Raw genomic sequence first — 17,243 nt, forward strand, 5'->3', positions numbered from 1 at the left:
CGAAGTCCAAACCACCCACTTTCTTGAAAATATGTTTTAATTATATAATGCATATTAAAATTTTACTACAAAGAATTAAATCATTTTTCTGCCATTATCAGACCTATTTCGAGTTTTTGAAAGGCCGCATGCTTATGCGGCCTGGTTCCATTGGCCTTAGTATTGGGTCCAGTAATCGGTATTCCCTTCCCTGATGACCGGCTGGCTCCGCTTCTTCTGCTCTATTGCCTGCGCCGGCTCTTTCCGCTCCCACTTCTCAATGATCACGATGCTCTGCATATCGGCTTTGTTCTGCCATTCGATGTACTGCAGCCGTTCCAGCTCGCGCAGCGATTGCAGGATGACCTCCTTGCGTTTCCCCGTTTTGATCTCCAGTTCGTGAATCGTCGGCAGCCTGCGCCGTCCGCTCAAATAATTGAAAAGAATGCGAAGAATTTTCCGTTCGATATCCGCCAGCATCGGCTGTCACTCCTTACGCAATTTTGGCGGGCTGCCATGCCAGAATGCGGTCCAGGCGAAAGGTCCGCGGCGCTCCCGTTTGCAAACATGTGGCGCGCACAAGCCCGCTGCGGATTCCTTTGACCTCAATCTTGCGCTGTGTGATCTTACCTTCACGGTCCAGATATACGATTTCAACACGTTGACCAATGTATTTTTCCGGCATGACAGCCCCTCCAATCAGAACTCTTGTTCTTATATTTTAACCGAACATTTGTTCTTTAATCAATGGTAACTTGCTTCCAAAAAAATAAAAAGGCCCTGCAACCGTTATTAAACGGAAGCAGGCCTTTTATCGAGGGGATCAACTGCTGGTGCCAAGCGCATCCTATTCGAAACAGAATGTTGAAAATTCTCTTTCTTACGTAGGTTTCTTGCTTTGGGTCCATACCATTGCTTTGGACGCCTCATTCGCCGGCACATGTCTCAATGACACCTTCATCGCATCTTTTCCCGATGCCATGGCCGCCTTGAAGGAAGCAAGCCCTCTTCTCCTTTGCAGTACAGTTTGCGTCGTCCGGGACCACTGGATCCGATTCCTGTGCATAATCACCATTCTCCGCGACAATGTACCGTAACGGATGCTCATTTGATCCTCTTCGATCCACCAGCCCACATGCTTGAATTCCATCCATCCAAGGATGAAAGCGAGGATGGGTATAAGCAGTCCCAGTCCACCATAAGGCCTCGGTACCCACAGAACGATGGGAACACAGACCAGCAGGCCGACGAAGAACGGAAGGACGACGTAATGCCGCCAAGACTTCTTATCCAAATGCCGGTACGAGTCTGTCAGCCGGTACTCCGTATACATTCTTAAAAAAACGGGCACTTCCTTCGCTTTCAGGATCGGCATCAGCACGGACGTTTTCCTGCTCTCTTCCTTCTCGCCTCCCCGGATCACGACAGCCTGAATAGATACGAGTCCGAGGAGACGCTGAAGCGGCCGCTGGACGATCAGAATGCTTTGAATGCGTTTCTGTCGGATCGTCGTTTTTTTCTTCTCGAGAAGGCCGCGTTCGATGCACAATTCGTCTTCCTCCCGGCGCAGCGTGAACCGATAATCGCCCACCAGCGTTATCGACAAGGAGATGATCCAGGATACGGCGGCCAGCAGGAGCAAACTGTATAGGATCCAGTACGGACCGAGCCAGAGCGGGAGCTTCGCGAACAAGGCTTCGGCGTCCCGCCTCGATCCGTCCCAAATCTTCATCAGCCCGGAAAATAGCAGCACGAACGTAATGCCAAACTTCGGCGACAGCGTGCTATGCAGCATCAGATCCCTCAAGGGGATGCCGATCTGCTCGCTTAAATCCACAGCCGTTATCCGGGCCTCCTCGGACGGCACCTGCCCGGCTGCATCTGCACCCGGAGATGGCTTTTGCAGAAGCACCCCGCGAATGCGCTCCTCTTCCTCTTGCGAGATGCAGCTCAGCACCATGCCCGACTTTTCGCCCCCCGCTGCCTCCAGCGTGAGCGTGATCGTGTGGAACAAACGGTCGTAGACGCGGACCGTGGAGTCTACTGATTGCACGCGTTCCGGCGTGATCCAGCGTTCCTTCTTGACCCAGATGCCGCTTTTGACATAGATGGAGCCGGGGTTCACCTGATATACGAAGCTTTTCCAGCGAAGCCAGCCCACGGATAAAATGACCAGCAACAGCAAAAGAACCGCGGCGGCGATAAACCAGGGCGATTGGCTGCTTTTGCTTTTAAATAGTACGAATAAGAGCGGAATCACCCAGGTGTAGGATAGGGATTCTTTAAGGGATGAAACGGCAAAATACAGCATGGAGACCGGATGCAGACGGTTCATGGCTGCCTCAGACATCCTCATCACCGATCCTTGCCAGCTCGGCTATTTTTCGGCGTACGGCCTCGGCCGTTTCCTCGGTCAATGCCGGAATTTCGTGACTCCCCGCGGCCGTCGAAAAGGTGACCGTAAACAAGCCGTACCGCCTCAAAATAGGTCCTTGCTTGGCATCCACATGCTGAATGCGCACCATCGGAATCAGCGTCCTTTTTCTGCGGATCACACCATGCCAAAGCTCTACCTCATACTCGTTGATGCTGTATTTCCATGTCGAATATTTAAGCCTCGGCAGCCATATCAATTCAAACGGAATGGAAACGAGGGTCCACAGCATCGCGGCCCCCACGAACCAAAAATACCATTCGTAGCGCAGGGTCAACCACCACAACACGATGACGATAACCGTATAAATGCCGAGTGTAACCCATCCCTCGGTTCTTCGGGCGGCCATGACCTTCATGTCGATATTCGTAAAAATTGTCCTGTCCCCTGAATTCCATTCAGCCACATCCATCACTCCGGATCCATTATCATTTGCGGGCGACTCGTTCATACATTCCGCCAAAACGCCGCTTCTCCCCTGCTCATCTAAAAAAAAGACTATCTAACGATAGTCTTCGGATGTTAAGAAACTTCCGCGTTTGTTCTATAAAATCGCCTGCACCCGCCCCACAGTGCCGTCGGTCAGCCTCACTTTAATGCCTCGGGTATGGTTCGGCGAATTGGTCAGCAGCTTTTGGACGATGCCCTGCGTGCGCTTGCCCGTGCGTTGGTCTTCTTTCTTGACGACCTCTACGGTCATTCCCGGCTTGATATTTGCCCGGATCATATGCGGTTCCATGCGGATCACTACCCTTTCTGATTCCTTATATCATATCATAAATGCAAATGCTTTTCCGTTCGGGTACAATAAGGACAAAACGGATTTGGAGGCTGCATCATGAACATGGAAGAAGAACCAAAGCAACAAGCCATACCGGCCGAAGATGAACAGGGCAATTTCAAGCTGCTCGACGTCGAGCGCATCCTGTCGATCTCGTCCGAAATCGAGGGCGACGAGGACAGCGCCGCGATTTTCCATTATGAGGACGGCAAAACGTATAAATACGTGCATAGCGAGAAAGCCATGAAGCAGTTCGGCGAATGGATTCAAAAAGGTGAAAACGGGATGTAATCGACAAACAAAAAAAGCTGCCTTGTGGCAGCTTTTGTCGTGTAAGAGAACGGTCTTACAAGTCTGAGACTGCGACTGAGGCTGAGGAAGTGTATCAAAGCGTACGAACCATTTTGTAATTCCCCGGCACCGCGATGAATCCAAGCAGGTCGCGGTTGATGCGAAGCATCGGAGCGTTCATCGAATCGTTATGCGTTCTCAGGGAGGCTGCCCCGGCGGCACGTGCTGTCCGTATGCCCATAAGCTTCAGCGCCAGACCAAGCCTCCGTCCCCGGTATTCCGGCAGAACGCCGGTATATTGGTGGTACATCGCATCGTTTTGCTCATTCTGCTGCAGCGTCACTACCCCCACATAACGTTCGTCGTCTTTGGCGATATGTACGTATTCCGGCCGCACGCCCGGTATTTCCAGGTTCCATTTTCTCCACTCTTCGAACCAGGGAAAATCCTCATTGAACCCCGGGATATCCTGGTGGGTTATGCGGTACAGCTCATGAAGCTTTCGTTCGCTCTCCTCGCCGGGCTCATCCGCCAGTGTCACGAACTGAATGCCGGACTGCTCGGCCGTGCCGATGCACGGAAATAAGGCTTCACTGGCAAAGGAAGAAAGATCCAGCACGGATTCGAAGGTATGCCGCTCCCGGATGTAACTGCGCCGCTGCGCAAACCCTAATGAAGCTTCATCATCCTCCTTCATAAAGCAGACCATGCTGGAGGCCTTGACCTGCCGAGCCCATAGGCTTGCTTCTTCGTACAAGGCCCTGCCGGCTCCGCGGCCGCGTTCCTCCGGATGAACGATCAGGGTGAGATGCAGATTCCCGGGCTCACTCCATGGGGCGCGCCAAATGATCGTATATCCGATGACCTCCCCCTGCTCATTCTCCGCCACCCACTTGGGGCGGTCCCAGCCCATCAGCTGGCCGTCGTCGTTATAATGCAGCTGGCCCGGCGGAATGCTCTCCTCTTCGGCCTGCAGCTGCCGGGCCGTCGTAGGCACCGACCAGATCAGATTGAGCAGCGAGGCGGCTGCAGGGTAATCTTCGCTGCGTAACGGGCGAATCGTAAAATTAGACAAGGGTTGTTCCCCTCCATCATTTAAAAGTAACCTTCTGCATCATTATCTCATTCCTGCTCTACCCTTTCAGTGTAAATTTTAGTTATACCAAAATAATCTTTCGCTTCCTCGGCAGCAAAAAACCGTCAAGTACATGAAGCATCGTACCTGACGGTTTATTCTAGTTTCACGGTCATTTAAACCAGCCCTTCTCTTTAAACCGCGTAATGGCTTCCACCCGGTTCGTGACCTGGAGTTTATCGAGAATGACGGAAATATAGTTTCTCACGGTTCCTTGCGTGATATACAATTGACTCGCGATTTCCTTCGTGTTTCTCCCGTCCGCGATCAGCCCGATGACGTCCTTCTCCCGCTGGGTCAGCGGATTCTCCTCTCCAGAAGCCTCATCTACCAGCTCCGAGGCGTAGATTCGCTTCCCTGCCATGATACTCCGTATGGACTCTGCCAATTCCTCGCTGGGGCTGTCTTTCAGCAGATATCCGTTCGCTCCGGCTTTAATGGCCCGTTCAAAATATCCGAACCGCGCAAAAGTCGTCAGGATCATCACTTTGCAGCCGCTGCCCTTCAGCTCCTCGGCGGCTTCAAGCCCGCTTTTCCCCGGCATCTCGATATCCATGATGCAAATATCCGGCTTCAATTCGTGTACCAGCCTCACGGCATCCTCTCCATTGCTTGCCTGGCCCACGACCTGCATATCTTCTTCCAGATTGACCAGCGAAGCAAGCGCGCCAAGCACCATCCGCTGATCTTCGGCAATAACGATTCGAATCACAGTACCACCTCCTTATTCGGATGTTTCACGATGTTCGGCACTTTTACGGTAATTCTCGTTCCTGCCTCCTGATCCCGCGCCACCTCCAAACAGCCGTTCACGAATTCCAGCCGTTCTTTCATGCCGCGCAGCCCACTGCCTTTGGCCGATAGGCACTCACCGCTCATACCAATTCCATTGTCCATAATGTGAATCGTCAGCTCCGTTGTTGACGAATCGATGATGATCGAGCAGACCGTAGCATTGCTATGCTTAACCACATTCGTTACCGCTTCCTTTAAACACATGCTGAGCACATTTTCGACCAGAAGCGATGTGTTGTTCAGGATCGGATCTCCTGTCAGCATGAATTCAATCTCGGCTGCCTTAAGGATCTGCTTGATGCGGAACATCTCATCCTCCAGGCGCGTGCCGCGCATTTTGGTCACCATTTCCCGCACCTCGTTCAGGGCGTTTCGGGCCGTTTGACGCACATCATTGATCTCGGCCTCCGCCTGTGCCGGGTCCGTTCTCATTAATCTGCCGGCCAAATCGCTCTTCAGCCCGATAAGGGAAAGCTTCTGTCCCAGCGTATCGTGCAGATCCCGGGCGATTCTCTGACGTTCCTCCAGCTTCACCAGCTCGGAAATCCGTTTGTTGGCGTCCTCCAGCTGTATCTCAAGTTTTCCCCGCTTGTTCCGGTAGTATGTGGTAACGGGCAGCAGGATCACGGCAACAAGACTGATCAGCACAAACGGGATTTGCGTAATCATAACGGGATCCTTCGTTACATAACCATAGTTAATCGTCGCCATCGTCGTGACCAGATGAAGGATATACAGGACCACGAATCCGACCCGATGGTGGAGGTTGCCGATAAAGAAGGCGACGAAGAGCGCGAAATATACATAACCGAAAAGCAGCGTCATCGCGATCGAAATCAGCATCTGGATGGATGTCCAAAAGTATACCAGCCAGCCCCTTGAAACAAAGGACAGCACATAACATCCAAAAAAGGCCAGTATCATCAAAACGCCGAATACCACATGAACCATCGACGAAGACCGGAAAATGAAATAGAACGGGAGAATATAGAAGACGACCCAGACATAAGGGCTAAGTCCTGTGCTCCTGTGGAAAATTTGATACCATTTCTGCAAGGCGGTTCCTCCATGGCATGCGCGATAGTTACGTTTATTGTATCATACTGAGGTAACGGGAGGTTATTCCCCCTGTATGCTTGCCCTCGGGCTGGGAACGGGTTTCGTCTCACGTTTGGCTTTTGGCATGGAACTGTTGAACTTTTTAAATTGCTTGAAGCTAATAAAAGTCTTATTCTGCTCATCCCACAGACGGAATCGCAGAGAAGCCAAGCTGGTAAGCAGCGTAATCGTCGTGGCCTTCTGCAGCGGCGGCGTCGAATTATGGGCCTTCTCCAGGTTGTAATTGGGAACCTTCGGGCTCAGATGATGCACATGGTGGAAGCCGATGTTTCCCGTTAACCATTGCAGCAATTTGGGCAGCTTATAGTACGAGCTTCCTTCCACCGCCGCCTTCACGTAGCTCCACTCGTCTTCATGTTCGAAATAAGAATCCTCAAACTGATGCTGAACATAGAACAACCATATGCCGAGCATGCCGGATACGAAAATGACGGGAAGCTGAATCATCACGAATGCCTGCCATCCAACGGCCCAGCAGAGCAATGCATACAGGATCGCAATCAAAGCATTCATGACATATGTGTTCAGCCGCTCCTTCCGCTTCGCTCCTTTGCGGTTAAAACGGTAGGACAGAACAAACACGAAAATCGGTCCAAGACCAAGCATGACCACCGGATGGCGATAAAAGCGGTAAGCGACGCGGCAAATCCAAGAAGCGGCGGCATATTCATCCACCGTCATCACCCACATATCGCCGATCCCCCGCTTATCCAGGTTGCTGCTGGTGGCATGATGAATGGCATGCGAGTTTTTCCACTGCTGGTACGGAACCAGCGTGAGAACACCCGTTATGGTGCCGAGAATTTCGTTCGCCCGCCGGTTCTGAAAGAACGAATAATGACAACAGTCATGGAATATGATGAACGTCCGGATCACGAACCCCGATGCGATGATCAGAATGGGAAGGGTGATCCAATACGATACGGACAAGCTTAAATAGGCGAAGTACCAGAGCAATAACACGGGCCCGATCGTCGATACGATCTGCCAGATGCTCGACTTCGCATTGCTATTTTCAAAGGGAGCCATCTCTTTTCTTAAATTCCTAACTTTCGATTCGGTCGTCATATGTCTTCCTCCCTGAGTGGATGCATGAAGGCCGCCACGGCGTACCCATGATCGTCTTCTATCCTCAGTATAGGTAACAACCTTCGGACCCGGTAGTCATGAACATCAGGTAGGGAGTATGACAAATGTCATATAGTCGAGTGCAAATCGGTGCTGAATCGTTCAAACTGCTTGCTGTGCAGATCCGTATACACCCCGTTGTTCAGCAAAAGTTCCTCATGGTTTCCTTCTTCAATAATAGCCCCATCCTTCACCACAAGAATCTTATCGGCAGCCATGATCGTGGAGAGACGGTGGGCGATCACGATGCTGGTTTTGTCCTGCAGAAGGAGATGCATCGCTTTTTGAATGTAATATTCCGATGCCGTGTCCAGCGATGACGTAGCTTCATCCATAATAATGATGGACGGGTTCTTCAAGAGAACTCTCGCAATGGATATTCTCTGCTTCTCGCCTCCCGACAATTTGATCCCCCGGTTCCCGACGACCGCGTCGTAACCATCCGGAAGCTCCATGATGAAGTCATGAATATATGCTGCTTGGCAGGCTTGAATCATCTCTTCCTCGCTTGCTTCGCTGCAGGCGTACAGCAAATTCTCCCGGATCGTCCCGTTGAACAGGTAGCTGTCCTGGGTGACGAGACCGATCTGCGACCGCAAAGATTCCAGCGTCATGTCGCGGATATCCGTTCCGCCGATCCGGATGCTTCCGGCATCGATCTCGTAAAGCCGCGGAATCAGATTGGTGATGGTCGTTTTCCCGGCTCCGCTTGGACCGACGAGGGCCGTCATCGTACCCGGCGCCGCGGTGAACGAAATGTTCTGCAGCGCCTGTTTATCCTTCTGATAAGCAAAACAGACGTCTTCAAAAACGATATCCTGCTTGGTCAAATCCACTGCACGGGCATCAGGATGATTAACAATGCCGGGCTTCATATCAAAATAATCAAAAATCCGTTCAAAGAGCGCCACCGACCGTTTAATCTCCACGTACAGATTCGTCATCTGGCCGAAAGGACCGTAAATCCGGCCCAGCAGCGCCACGAAGCTGATAATCGCTCCGACCGTGATTTCCCCCTGAATAAACAGATACCCTCCGTAGAGATAAATCAGCATCGGTCCCAGGCTCGTAAACGTAGTCAGAATCATCATGAACCAGCGTCCGGCCATGGATTCGCGGATCTGGAGCCGCGTCGACTCCCGGTTAACGGTTCTGAAGCTGTCATACTCCTTCTCTTCACGCGTAAACAGCTTCATCAATAGATAACCGCTGATGCTCAGCGTTTCCTGAATGATATGGTTTTGTTCGGACATTTTTTCCTGCGTCTGCTTGGCCAGCTTCCATCGCACGTTGCCCATTTTTCTGGTCGGTATAATAAACAACGGCACGATCAATATACCAATGATGGCAAGCTTCCAGTTCATGATGAACAGCGTAGCGACCGTGGTGGACAGCACGAACAGATTGCTGGCAAAATTAATCACCGTGCTGTTGAAAACACCTTGAATGCCCGAAATATCGCTCGTCATCCGGGTAATCACTTCACCCTGCTTCACGGCGGAGAAAAATCCCAGCGGCATCCGCTGCAAATGGGCGTACATCTGATTTTTCATATCGTACACGATGCTCTGGGAGATAAATGAATTTAAATAGCTCTGCAACACGCCGAGCAGCCCAGCTGCGACCGTGGTTCCGAGCGAAATCAGTACTAGCTCCACCAGAAGCCTCATATTCTTGTCCGGAAGCGCGTGATCGACGATCCGCTGGATCAGAATGGGCGGCAGGAGCCCCAATATAGACGAAACCAACAATATCGATAGTACCAGCATCGTCTGCTTCCAATACGGTTTGAAATAGTTGAAAATGCGCAGAAGCATGGCCTTCGAAATATTGGGCTTCTGCTGGCTGTCATCGAATTTCATCCGGCCAAAGCCCGCACCCGGCATGCCTCCCCCATACATTTTAGACATGGCTCATCCCCCTATGATTATAAAATATTGATCTCCTATTGACTCGATAATAAGGTACCTGTATGATTATGTCAAGGTACCTGATTTTCAGGTGCCTGCATAACAAGGAGGAACGAGCCATGAACGAAAACAACGCAAGCTTAATGGAACAAATATTCCAGTTTATGATGATGCTGCGCAGATATCAGTTTCATGTCCGCGGGGATCAGGAGCATTTCGGAGATCCCCACCGGGGACAAGGACGGGTGCTCGCGCTTCTGAAAATAAAACCCGAAATTACGCAGAAGGAGCTGACGTACCTGCTCAATATGCGGAATCAATCTCTAGGCGAGCTCCTCGCCAAACTGGAGCGGAATGGCTTAATCACGAGAGCCCCGTCAGAGGACGACCGCAGGGTCATGAACGTGAAGCTGACCGAAGCCGGAGCGGAAGCCGCCAACCAGCTCGAACAGCGGCAGCAGGATGAGAACAAGCTTTTCGATTGCCTGAACGAAGATGAGCAAGCCAAGCTCAGCGAATACCTGAATCGCTTAATCGGTCAGATGGAACAGCAGCTCGGGAATGGAGCCTCCTCTGAGCATGGCCGCGGGGATTTCTGGGGCGGACACGGACATCATCGGCCGCACGGCAAAGGGCCTCACGGCTTCCGGTTTCACCGAACGAAGGGCTTTCCGGCTTTTGGATGGGGACCAGACAGAGCTCCGGGTGACGAACGCTTCGGTGGTCCGCGCTCCGGGAAGGATCATGGGCACAATTAAGGTTTTAAGGCTCTCTGAGAATGTAAAAAGGCCTCTCAGTCGAACGTCTGAGAGGCTTCTTCAATAATATATAGCGATTACTCCATGAAAATGGCAAACAAACAATCGAGTAACAGGATACGTTGAAGCTTTCCATTTTCATCAAACGTGGAGGAAATCGTATAAAAACTTTCCGCATCTTTGGCTTTTATTGTGTTGTACCCATTTAAAAATGTGTTCGTGTTCGTATCATATACATAGTCCAAATTCATTTCAGACGGACTTGGGACATACTTCTCACCATAAGCTTTGACGACTTCTTGTTTCAGCATTCCGATTTCAACATCGTGGGTTGTTGTATATTTCTCCTTGGATTCTTCATCCAAAAATATGGCCGCGACGCTGTCGTTTCTATAAAAAACGGAAACTCCGGATTCGTATTTATACTTCCCCATATCCGACTTTTCGCCGGTACCCAATATCTTCTCAGACTCTTCCCGACTCATTCCGTAAACGATTCTTTTGCCGCTATCCATTTGAATAATGCCTAAATCTTCTTTGGAGATGCTTTCCGCTTTCTTACCACTGCTGCACCCTGCCAATATGATGAAAATTACGATCGTAATAAGTATTGATTTTTTCATGGAAGCCCCCTGGCTTTCAATTTTTCCTAAGTTTACCATGTGGCCGAAAGCACGCCAACACCCCTCCTCTTCTGGAAGCGGAGCCTGTATGGGATAACCAGGACACACCTCTATCAGGATATTTATGGTTAAACAACCAATTCTCGTGATATATTCTATTTGGAGGTGTATCCGTGAGTGGTAAAAAGCTAGTGATTCTAATCGTGCTTATTTGTATATTGGGACTCTTAGGCATCTATGGTCTAATATATTCAATCGTATGGTTTGCATTTAACTCATAGAAATCGCCCCTTTTAAAATCCTGTATCATTTTGTGGGATGGATCGGCCACACTTAGTTGGACAATAAAAATAAGGGCTTGTAGAATTAACATTGCGTTCTTCGTTCTACATATGGTTCTCTCCGCATAAAATGGCTTCAGAAAGGAGGGTTATCCATTGCCAAACAGATTAATAGATAGTCAGATTTCCATGAATTCTTCGGTGACAGATTCCATTTCGATACCTGTGACAAGTACACCAACTCTCTTCGCTACGTTAGGGCTTAACGCAACTACTGCAGGACCAAACTTGGAGGTGCAGTTCACTGTTACTTCTATGGTCTCTCTAATCGTATCACCCGAAAGTACCCCGGTTACTATAACAGTACATCGTGTTGTTGATGGTGTTCCTACAACAATCTACAGTGCAACGACAAGCTTGCCCTTCCAACCTGCTATTGCCAATACAGTTATCACATTAAATGGATCAGACTCCCACCCGCCTGCTGGTTTCCTTATATATCAAGCATTCATCAGTACCGCGGCTGAAATAGATATACTTCCGACTCGGATCGGCCCGGAAAGCATGATTGCCGCAGCCTACTCCGATTAATGAGTCAGGGATACAGAAGATTTAGATACTGAGCATACTAGAAATTCAAGGTGCTAGATAGAGTTGCCTGTTTGCGATTGGATTTCCTCCTACATGCAAAACAATATTTTTTTGATTAGGAAACGCCAAGAAGCGAGGGGCTGAACTGATCGAGGAAATCCCCATGCACTCTAACTAAAAACAAAGGGACATCCGAAAAACCGGAAGTCCCTTTGTTTTGTACTTGCTCCAATGAGGTCCTCAAATTTGCTCCAGGACCTCCTTCAATCATCGGCAGATCGTCCTAATCACATTTGGATTCCCCCTACTTTCCGGGTGCCTGTTACGACGAATTCCTCCAATCCAATCGCATGACCTGCCGCAGCCACATTCATTTGGGTGAAATATAACCTCATGTAACGTTTACCCGCAATGGGCTTATTGAAAGTCATTTCATCCGTAGGATTCGCGGCACCCCCATGTGGTTTGCTAATGGTGTGAATGGTCTCCCAGTTCGCATCACTTTCCTTGCTGTCCGATAACTGCACGACATACTCTGTCCCATAAACAAGATTGTAATATTTTGCAGAAACAGAGCTGATTTGATATACATCATCGCCCAAGTCTACAACAATCCAAGCCGGATTTTGTGCTTGAGTTTCAGGCTGATTCTTCCTTGCTTTCATCAGATTACTGCTCCAACGTGTATTCGTCCCATCTACTGCGTTAGAGCCCGGGAAATCCTTCGTCTCTGTACCCGATACATACGTTGCATGCTGCAAGGCAAGGTTTTGCGGCTCAGAAGCGGTAACAAAAGTCTTCTTGCCATTGACCTGGACTTCTTTGATGCTGATACCCGTAGCGGCTGTTGCATTAATATTCATTTCTGTATAGTAGATGCGTACATATCTGCCTTCCCCATTTGAACTCACGGGTATCGTGTGCCGTTCATTTTGAACTTCATTAGGCTCCTTCGTTACGTCTGCAACCTTCATCCACGTACTCTTGTCATCCGAAACTTGTATTTCATATTTAGTACCACTGGCTTTAGCATGATAATAGATGTCTACGCTTTCTATAGTATTGTTACCTTCCCCTAAATCAATCACAACCCAGTTCGCTCCGGATATTTGATTGGCGGGATTGAGATCATTTTTCTCTTTCATCTTATTGGCACTCCAACGGGTATTGATATTGCCATCCACCATGTTCTCACCTGGCCAAGAACCCGTGATCTCTAAACCTGAGACTTCTACAGGCTGCTTCAGAGCAAGATTTCCTTCTTTGGTTTCCCCCATTGCAGCTTTAACGGTTACTTTGGCAGTAAGCGCTATCTGAGCCGGATTGATAATATCGGAAGGAAGCACCAACTCCCCGATCGCTGTATACTCTCCTTGAGTTAAAGAATCGTAATTAGCAGCCGTCCAGTTTACAGGCAACTGGGCTGTCTTCTGATTGCTAAGTGTCACAGTCACCTGTTCCGGCAGCCCTACCCGTTCCCAAGGGGTGCCATTATTCACAGTTACATCTTGAATTGACGGTACGCTTAAGATACTCGGATGAACGATTTCCGGTTCTGTTGTAGTAGAAAAGAAAATCTCTGCAATGGCAGGTCGCGTATTCCTAACCCATTCCAAACGCAGCTTTTGTACACCTTGTAAAGCGCTGGTATCGAATACGGTAGCACTTTGATCAAGTATCCCAAGTTGGGTCCAGCTGCCGTCCAGGGACTGCGCTTTCACAACCGCTCCAGAAATGCTCGTCGGATCTTGTAACATGTTAATGCGTTTTACGTTTACAGAATCCGAGAGAATATATTCAAAATATCCGTCTTCCGTATCGATAAGGCCAGGAGTAAACATAGTAGATAAATTTCCATCTACCATAGTCTTAAATTGCCCTTTCGGATTACCGGAAAAAGCACTAATCTCGTCTGCTGCTTCTACCGTATTGTTTACTTTCAATTCATGCAGCTTTAAGAAATAGCCACTATTTTTGGAAATAGCTAATTTAATGTATCGGGCACTCATTCCATTGCCATTCCCCTCAACATAGCGATACGGAGGGTCTAAACGACTGTTACCTCCACCATCCGTGACCGTGGCAATTGTCGTCCAGTCCGTTTTATTTGCTGATATAGACAGACTACCATTATAAACTTGCGGATTCCCATCAGAGGTTAGAAGGGTTACATCATATACTTTAGTTAATGCACCAAGGTCTACAAGGATATATTGTCCGATTGCTTGAGCCTCATTTGTCCAGGCAAATGTGTCTTCCTTTCCATCAAAAAGATTGTCCCAACTGCCTTCCTTTAAAGCATTCTTTAAGTTGGTTTCAATAACCTTGGGATTCATCGTTACATTGACCAAGGAAACCGATAAACGGGTAAAATCAAAGGTTACGGGCTGACCGCCGCTATTATATACCCTTACATAGCGCAGGGCTGTGTTCTCGGATAACGCAGCATCTTTCCACACGGCTTTATTCAAGGAATATTCCAGTTTCAACCCATTGGGTAATACTGGATTTACGGAAATTGCTTTAGCTCCCGCTATCTCTGGCAGACGAATTCCCACATATCCTTTAGCAGGCAGGGTCATTTGAGGTGATGCCGCAGTAAGCGTATAATCTGTACCGTCTGCTGTAACCGCGCTGCCTCGTAATCCATCTACATTCGTATATACACCAAATGGGGAAACGCTTTCATTAATCTTGAATTCACGGACGAAGGTCCAGTAATCCGGTTTGCCCGCAGTCCCAGTCTCAACAAGTCGAACCCGAACATACCGAGCCTTAATGCTAAGTTCCTTCATTTCGATGCTTCGTGAATCCACAAGTGGTATTAATGTATTCCAATTTGCACCGTCAGCGGAGTATTCCAGTGTTGCCTTGTGGAAATAATCGTGGTCTGTATCATTCTTTCCCTGGGAAACCAAGATACTATTGACGGTTATAGCCCTTCCAAGATCTACTCCGAAATAATCATCTTTTTGCTGCACTGTCTGGAAACTGGCATACGTGCTTAAGTTGTCATCAAACATTTTGGCGGTATTACCAGAGTTGCTTACTTGTGCCCCACCGATTACCCCATAAAAAGAAGGGATGAACTCCGTGCTATCAGGATTTAGCAGGGGAGTCAGCTTATTGGTTACAACGGGAATCAACCCTGCAGCAAAAGGCTGCAGCCTTTTCGTACCTGCTTTAGCACGTGTCTCATTCGGAAAGGTCGTATAACTATCCCAAGTTGAAAGAGCTCTGCTGGCAGCCGATAATCTTTGCCAAGCATTGTCCACTTCGTTCTGTTCCAGTGCTATAACGGCTCGGAGGGCTTCCTTGGCAGCAGTCGCAACATCCTTTAAGGATCTGAGCCACGGGTCCAGCTCCTCAACCAGGACCTGGTTGGTGCAATTCGCCCGAAAATCTTCCACAGCGAATAGGATGTGATCAAATTCCCTTAATAACCCCAAGGCTTGTTCATCCTGCGCAATCGGCTTACCGGAAGCTGCATTGGCTAACACTTTCTCTAAGCTGTCTTTGATATATTCACTCTCCGGAAAACCTGCTACCCGAGTAGAATTAGGAGCGTTAGCCACATTTCTTCCTATCGTTAAATAAGACTCATAGACCTCTGGTTGAAGGTATTTAAAGCTGTCTTCCCAAAGCGTTACGGCATACTCGCTATAGTTTTGGTTATTCCAAAACAAACTGGCCAGCTGAAATAGACCTACTTTATTCGTTTCCGTAAATTGAGACGGATTAGATACCGCGCCACCAAGTCCAACGACGCCATTGCGAACATAGTGGCTAATCTCTCCCAGGTAAATGCCTGATTTGGCATGCTCATTGACCGGGTAGTTAATCCAAAACATAGGTTTCAGGCCTGTTCGATTTATAAGATAATCAATGCTGCTCTGGGTAATCGGACTATTCACATCCTGCCCCGTCCAGTAAATCATAATCCGTTTATCCAATTTGCTTAAAGCCGCAAGTTCATTTCCATTCCCTGACCAGCTGACGTTATATCCCTTTGGGCAATAAACAATAGGTTCTAAACCTGCTCTTTTATCCACATAATCTGTCATGAGGCGATTCAGCAGCGCGACAACATCTTCGTTACTGCCAGATCCAAAGTCATCATTTAGAACATCAATACGCCGAACGCCGGCATTATAGAGTTGATCAAACTTTTTCGTTAATAAATGATAACGTTCCTCGTACTGGGCTGGATTTGTCGCGATCGTTATTCCTTTAAAAAAGGACTCTAAATGTACCGACCAAACAAATTTAACCTTTGTTTCTTTCCCTATTTCTACAAGCTCCTTGATCTGGTTTATTTGAACCTCAGGGTATAACTCTGCCCATTTGGATCTATGGTACTCATCCTTTTTTGCGGCATAGACAAAACTATTCATTTTTACATCCCGGGAGCTGCGCATTAAGCTGGCACGCCCTTCATGTTCCCAAGCGCCATAAAAGCCTTCTACAATGCCACGGTACTTCATTTCAGCCCAATCTTCGATATGAACGGGCAGAAAATACTGTCCTGCGAATGAGGAAAACATCATCTGCAGCGTGGCAATACCATAGAAGGCGCTATCGGTGTCTTTTCCTAAAATCGTAATCACGCCTTGCCGGGCATCTAACATATAGGAGTCCGTTTTATTAAACAAACCAGAAGTATTATTCATTGGCACAGTACTCTTCGCATGACGATCAACCGTGCCGCCTGATCCTGATATTCCAACTAAAATATTTGTTTTATTAGGGTCAACCTGGTTACTTTCCGTATAAGTGAGGTGATACTTACCCAGAATCTCTTTCAGGAAGTCTTTGGTATACGTATCAATACCATTGGCTCCGCCTTCAAAGACCAGATTCACTCCACTGCCGACAGTAAAACGCTCCCCCCCTGGATATACAATCGAATGTGGCACAGGATAAATTTCATACTTGTTTTGATCGTCAGAAAAACCTTGTTTTAACGTTGTCGGAATACGAGGATCTGTTGGCGGCACAAATGCATTTACCGGCGTAATGTTTGCAAATAAAGACGTTACACATAACATTACACTTAATACCGCCAAATTTATTATCCTGTTCTTGGAATGAATCTTTTTCCCCACATAAATACCTCCTTTTATTATTGTTGCATGTCGATTTTGATTCCTCATCAAAGCAGACTCTCTATCTGGCAACTCCCAGATGAAAGCGCTTTAAAATCTACGCAAAAAAATAACCTCACATTCACAGATCATCGATCACCCCTTCATCATAAGTTTAAAAACGAGTCCCTTGATCTCTTTATGGTAGGTAAACGAATCATAACATAGGTCAAATTTGGAGAATAGGTTGAAAATTCATACAACCTTTTCTGCTATCCTTGTCTCCATTTTATAAGTTCAAAACAAAAAGACGCCTTAGAGATTTGATCTCTAA

The 17,243-nt window shown here is 48.2% G+C and carries 15 protein-coding genes; 3 read left to right on the forward strand and 12 right to left on the reverse strand.

Annotation, left to right across the window (positions count from 1 at the left end; all coding sequences use genetic code 11):
- Positions 1 to 156 precede the first annotated feature (156 nt).
- The 5 genes from ACTHPM_RS14985 to ACTHPM_RS15005 form a co-directional block, all read right to left on the reverse strand.
- The gene (locus ACTHPM_RS14985; protein WP_440395573.1) at positions 157 to 459 is read right to left on the reverse strand and encodes a hypothetical protein; all 303 of its coding nucleotides are present in this window, start codon (positions 457 to 459) and stop codon (positions 157 to 159) included.
- A 13-nt stretch (positions 460 to 472) separates the two neighbouring features.
- Entirely contained in the window at positions 473 to 664 is a 192-nt protein-coding gene (locus tag ACTHPM_RS14990; protein ID WP_440395572.1) for a WYL domain-containing protein, read from the reverse strand.
- A 195-nt stretch (positions 665 to 859) separates the two neighbouring features.
- Positions 860 to 2,314, reverse strand: coding sequence for a PH domain-containing protein (locus ACTHPM_RS14995; RefSeq protein WP_440421591.1), 1,455 nt, complete (start codon positions 2,312 to 2,314; stop codon positions 860 to 862).
- A 7-nt stretch (positions 2,315 to 2,321) separates the two neighbouring features.
- A complete protein-coding gene (locus tag ACTHPM_RS15000; protein WP_440395570.1) occupies positions 2,322 to 2,819 on the reverse strand; it encodes a PH domain-containing protein in 498 nt (165 codons plus the stop codon).
- Between the two features lie 138 nt (positions 2,820 to 2,957).
- Positions 2,958 to 3,140, reverse strand: coding sequence for a YwbE family protein (locus ACTHPM_RS15005; protein ID WP_440395569.1), 183 nt, complete (start codon positions 3,138 to 3,140; stop codon positions 2,958 to 2,960).
- Between the two features lie 111 nt (positions 3,141 to 3,251).
- Between ACTHPM_RS15005 and ACTHPM_RS15010 the strand changes: the two genes are divergently transcribed.
- Complete coding sequence (locus tag ACTHPM_RS15010; protein WP_440395568.1) at positions 3,252 to 3,485, forward strand: hypothetical protein; 234 nt, start codon at positions 3,252 to 3,254, stop codon at positions 3,483 to 3,485.
- A 94-nt stretch (positions 3,486 to 3,579) separates the two neighbouring features.
- Here the strand turns inward: ACTHPM_RS15010 and ACTHPM_RS15015 are convergent, their stop codons facing one another.
- The 5 genes from ACTHPM_RS15015 to ACTHPM_RS15035 all read right to left on the reverse strand — a co-directional run bounded on the left by ACTHPM_RS15015 (position 3,580) and on the right by ACTHPM_RS15035 (position 9,572).
- Positions 3,580 to 4,560 (reverse strand): N-acetyltransferase family protein, encoded by a 981-nt coding sequence (locus tag ACTHPM_RS15015; protein WP_440395567.1) that lies wholly within the window; start codon positions 4,558 to 4,560, stop codon positions 3,580 to 3,582.
- A gap of 172 nt (positions 4,561 to 4,732) precedes the next feature.
- The gene (locus ACTHPM_RS15020; protein WP_440395566.1) at positions 4,733 to 5,332 is read right to left on the reverse strand and encodes a response regulator; all 600 of its coding nucleotides are present in this window, start codon (positions 5,330 to 5,332) and stop codon (positions 4,733 to 4,735) included.
- On the reverse strand, positions 5,329 to 6,471 hold the full coding sequence (locus tag ACTHPM_RS15025; RefSeq protein WP_440395565.1) for a sensor histidine kinase: 1,143 nt from the start codon (positions 6,469 to 6,471) through the stop codon (positions 5,329 to 5,331). Before ACTHPM_RS15025 ends, ACTHPM_RS15020 begins: the two co-directional genes overlap by 4 nt.
- Positions 6,472 to 6,534: 63 nt before the next feature.
- Positions 6,535 to 7,602, reverse strand: coding sequence for a fatty acid desaturase (locus ACTHPM_RS15030; protein ID WP_440395564.1), 1,068 nt, complete (start codon positions 7,600 to 7,602; stop codon positions 6,535 to 6,537).
- A 128-nt stretch (positions 7,603 to 7,730) separates the two neighbouring features.
- Positions 7,731 to 9,572, reverse strand: coding sequence for an ABC transporter ATP-binding protein (locus ACTHPM_RS15035; protein WP_440395563.1), 1,842 nt, complete (start codon positions 9,570 to 9,572; stop codon positions 7,731 to 7,733).
- Between the two features lie 119 nt (positions 9,573 to 9,691).
- Between ACTHPM_RS15035 and ACTHPM_RS15040 the strand changes: the two genes are divergently transcribed.
- Positions 9,692 to 10,330, forward strand: a complete 639-nt coding sequence (locus ACTHPM_RS15040) for a MarR family winged helix-turn-helix transcriptional regulator (protein WP_440395562.1) — start codon at positions 9,692 to 9,694, stop codon at positions 10,328 to 10,330.
- Positions 10,331 to 10,407: 77 nt separating this feature from the next.
- Here the strand turns inward: ACTHPM_RS15040 and ACTHPM_RS15045 are convergent, their stop codons facing one another.
- Positions 10,408 to 10,992, reverse strand: a complete 585-nt coding sequence (locus ACTHPM_RS15045) for a hypothetical protein (protein WP_440395561.1) — start codon at positions 10,990 to 10,992, stop codon at positions 10,408 to 10,410.
- A 398-nt stretch (positions 10,993 to 11,390) separates the two neighbouring features.
- Between ACTHPM_RS15045 and ACTHPM_RS15050 the strand changes: the two genes are divergently transcribed.
- A complete protein-coding gene (locus tag ACTHPM_RS15050) occupies positions 11,391 to 11,825 on the forward strand; it encodes a hypothetical protein (RefSeq protein ID WP_440395560.1) in 435 nt (144 codons plus the stop codon).
- A gap of 287 nt (positions 11,826 to 12,112) precedes the next feature.
- Here the strand turns inward: ACTHPM_RS15050 and ACTHPM_RS15055 are convergent, their stop codons facing one another.
- Positions 12,113 to 16,930, reverse strand: coding sequence for a beta-N-acetylglucosaminidase domain-containing protein (locus ACTHPM_RS15055; protein WP_440395559.1), 4,818 nt, complete (start codon positions 16,928 to 16,930; stop codon positions 12,113 to 12,115).
- Positions 16,931 to 17,243 lie beyond the last annotated feature (313 nt).

Origin of the sequence: Paenibacillus sp. SAFN-054 (genome assembly GCF_051966755.1) — a bacterium.
Lineage (GTDB): Bacteria > Bacillota > Bacilli > Paenibacillales > Paenibacillaceae > Paenibacillus_AQ.

What these genes read in the sequence shown, in the direction of transcription:
- ACTHPM_RS15035 (WP_440395563.1), bottom strand. Translation starts at nt 9,572, where the DNA reads ATGTCTAAAATGTATGGGGGAGGCATGCCGGGTGCGGGCTTTGGCCGG.
- ACTHPM_RS15005 (WP_440395569.1), bottom strand. Translation starts at nt 3,140, where the DNA reads ATGATCCGGGCAAATATCAAGCCGGGAATGACCGTAGAGGTCGTCAAG.
- ACTHPM_RS14985 (WP_440395573.1), bottom strand. Translation starts at nt 459, where the DNA reads ATGCTGGCGGATATCGAACGGAAAATTCTTCGCATTCTTTTCAATTAT.
- ACTHPM_RS14990 (WP_440395572.1), bottom strand. Translation starts at nt 664, where the DNA reads ATGCCGGAAAAATACATTGGTCAACGTGTTGAAATCGTATATCTGGAC.
- ACTHPM_RS14995 (WP_440421591.1), bottom strand. Translation starts at nt 2,314, where the DNA reads ATGAACCGTCTGCATCCGGTCTCCATGCTGTATTTTGCCGTTTCATCC.
- ACTHPM_RS15010 (WP_440395568.1), top strand. Translation starts at nt 3,252, where the DNA reads ATGAACATGGAAGAAGAACCAAAGCAACAAGCCATACCGGCCGAAGAT.
- ACTHPM_RS15030 (WP_440395564.1), bottom strand. Translation starts at nt 7,602, where the DNA reads ATGACGACCGAATCGAAAGTTAGGAATTTAAGAAAAGAGATGGCTCCC.
- ACTHPM_RS15040 (WP_440395562.1), top strand. Translation starts at nt 9,692, where the DNA reads ATGAACGAAAACAACGCAAGCTTAATGGAACAAATATTCCAGTTTATG.
- ACTHPM_RS15045 (WP_440395561.1), bottom strand. Translation starts at nt 10,992, where the DNA reads ATGGTAAACTTAGGAAAAATTGAAAGCCAGGGGGCTTCCATGAAAAAA.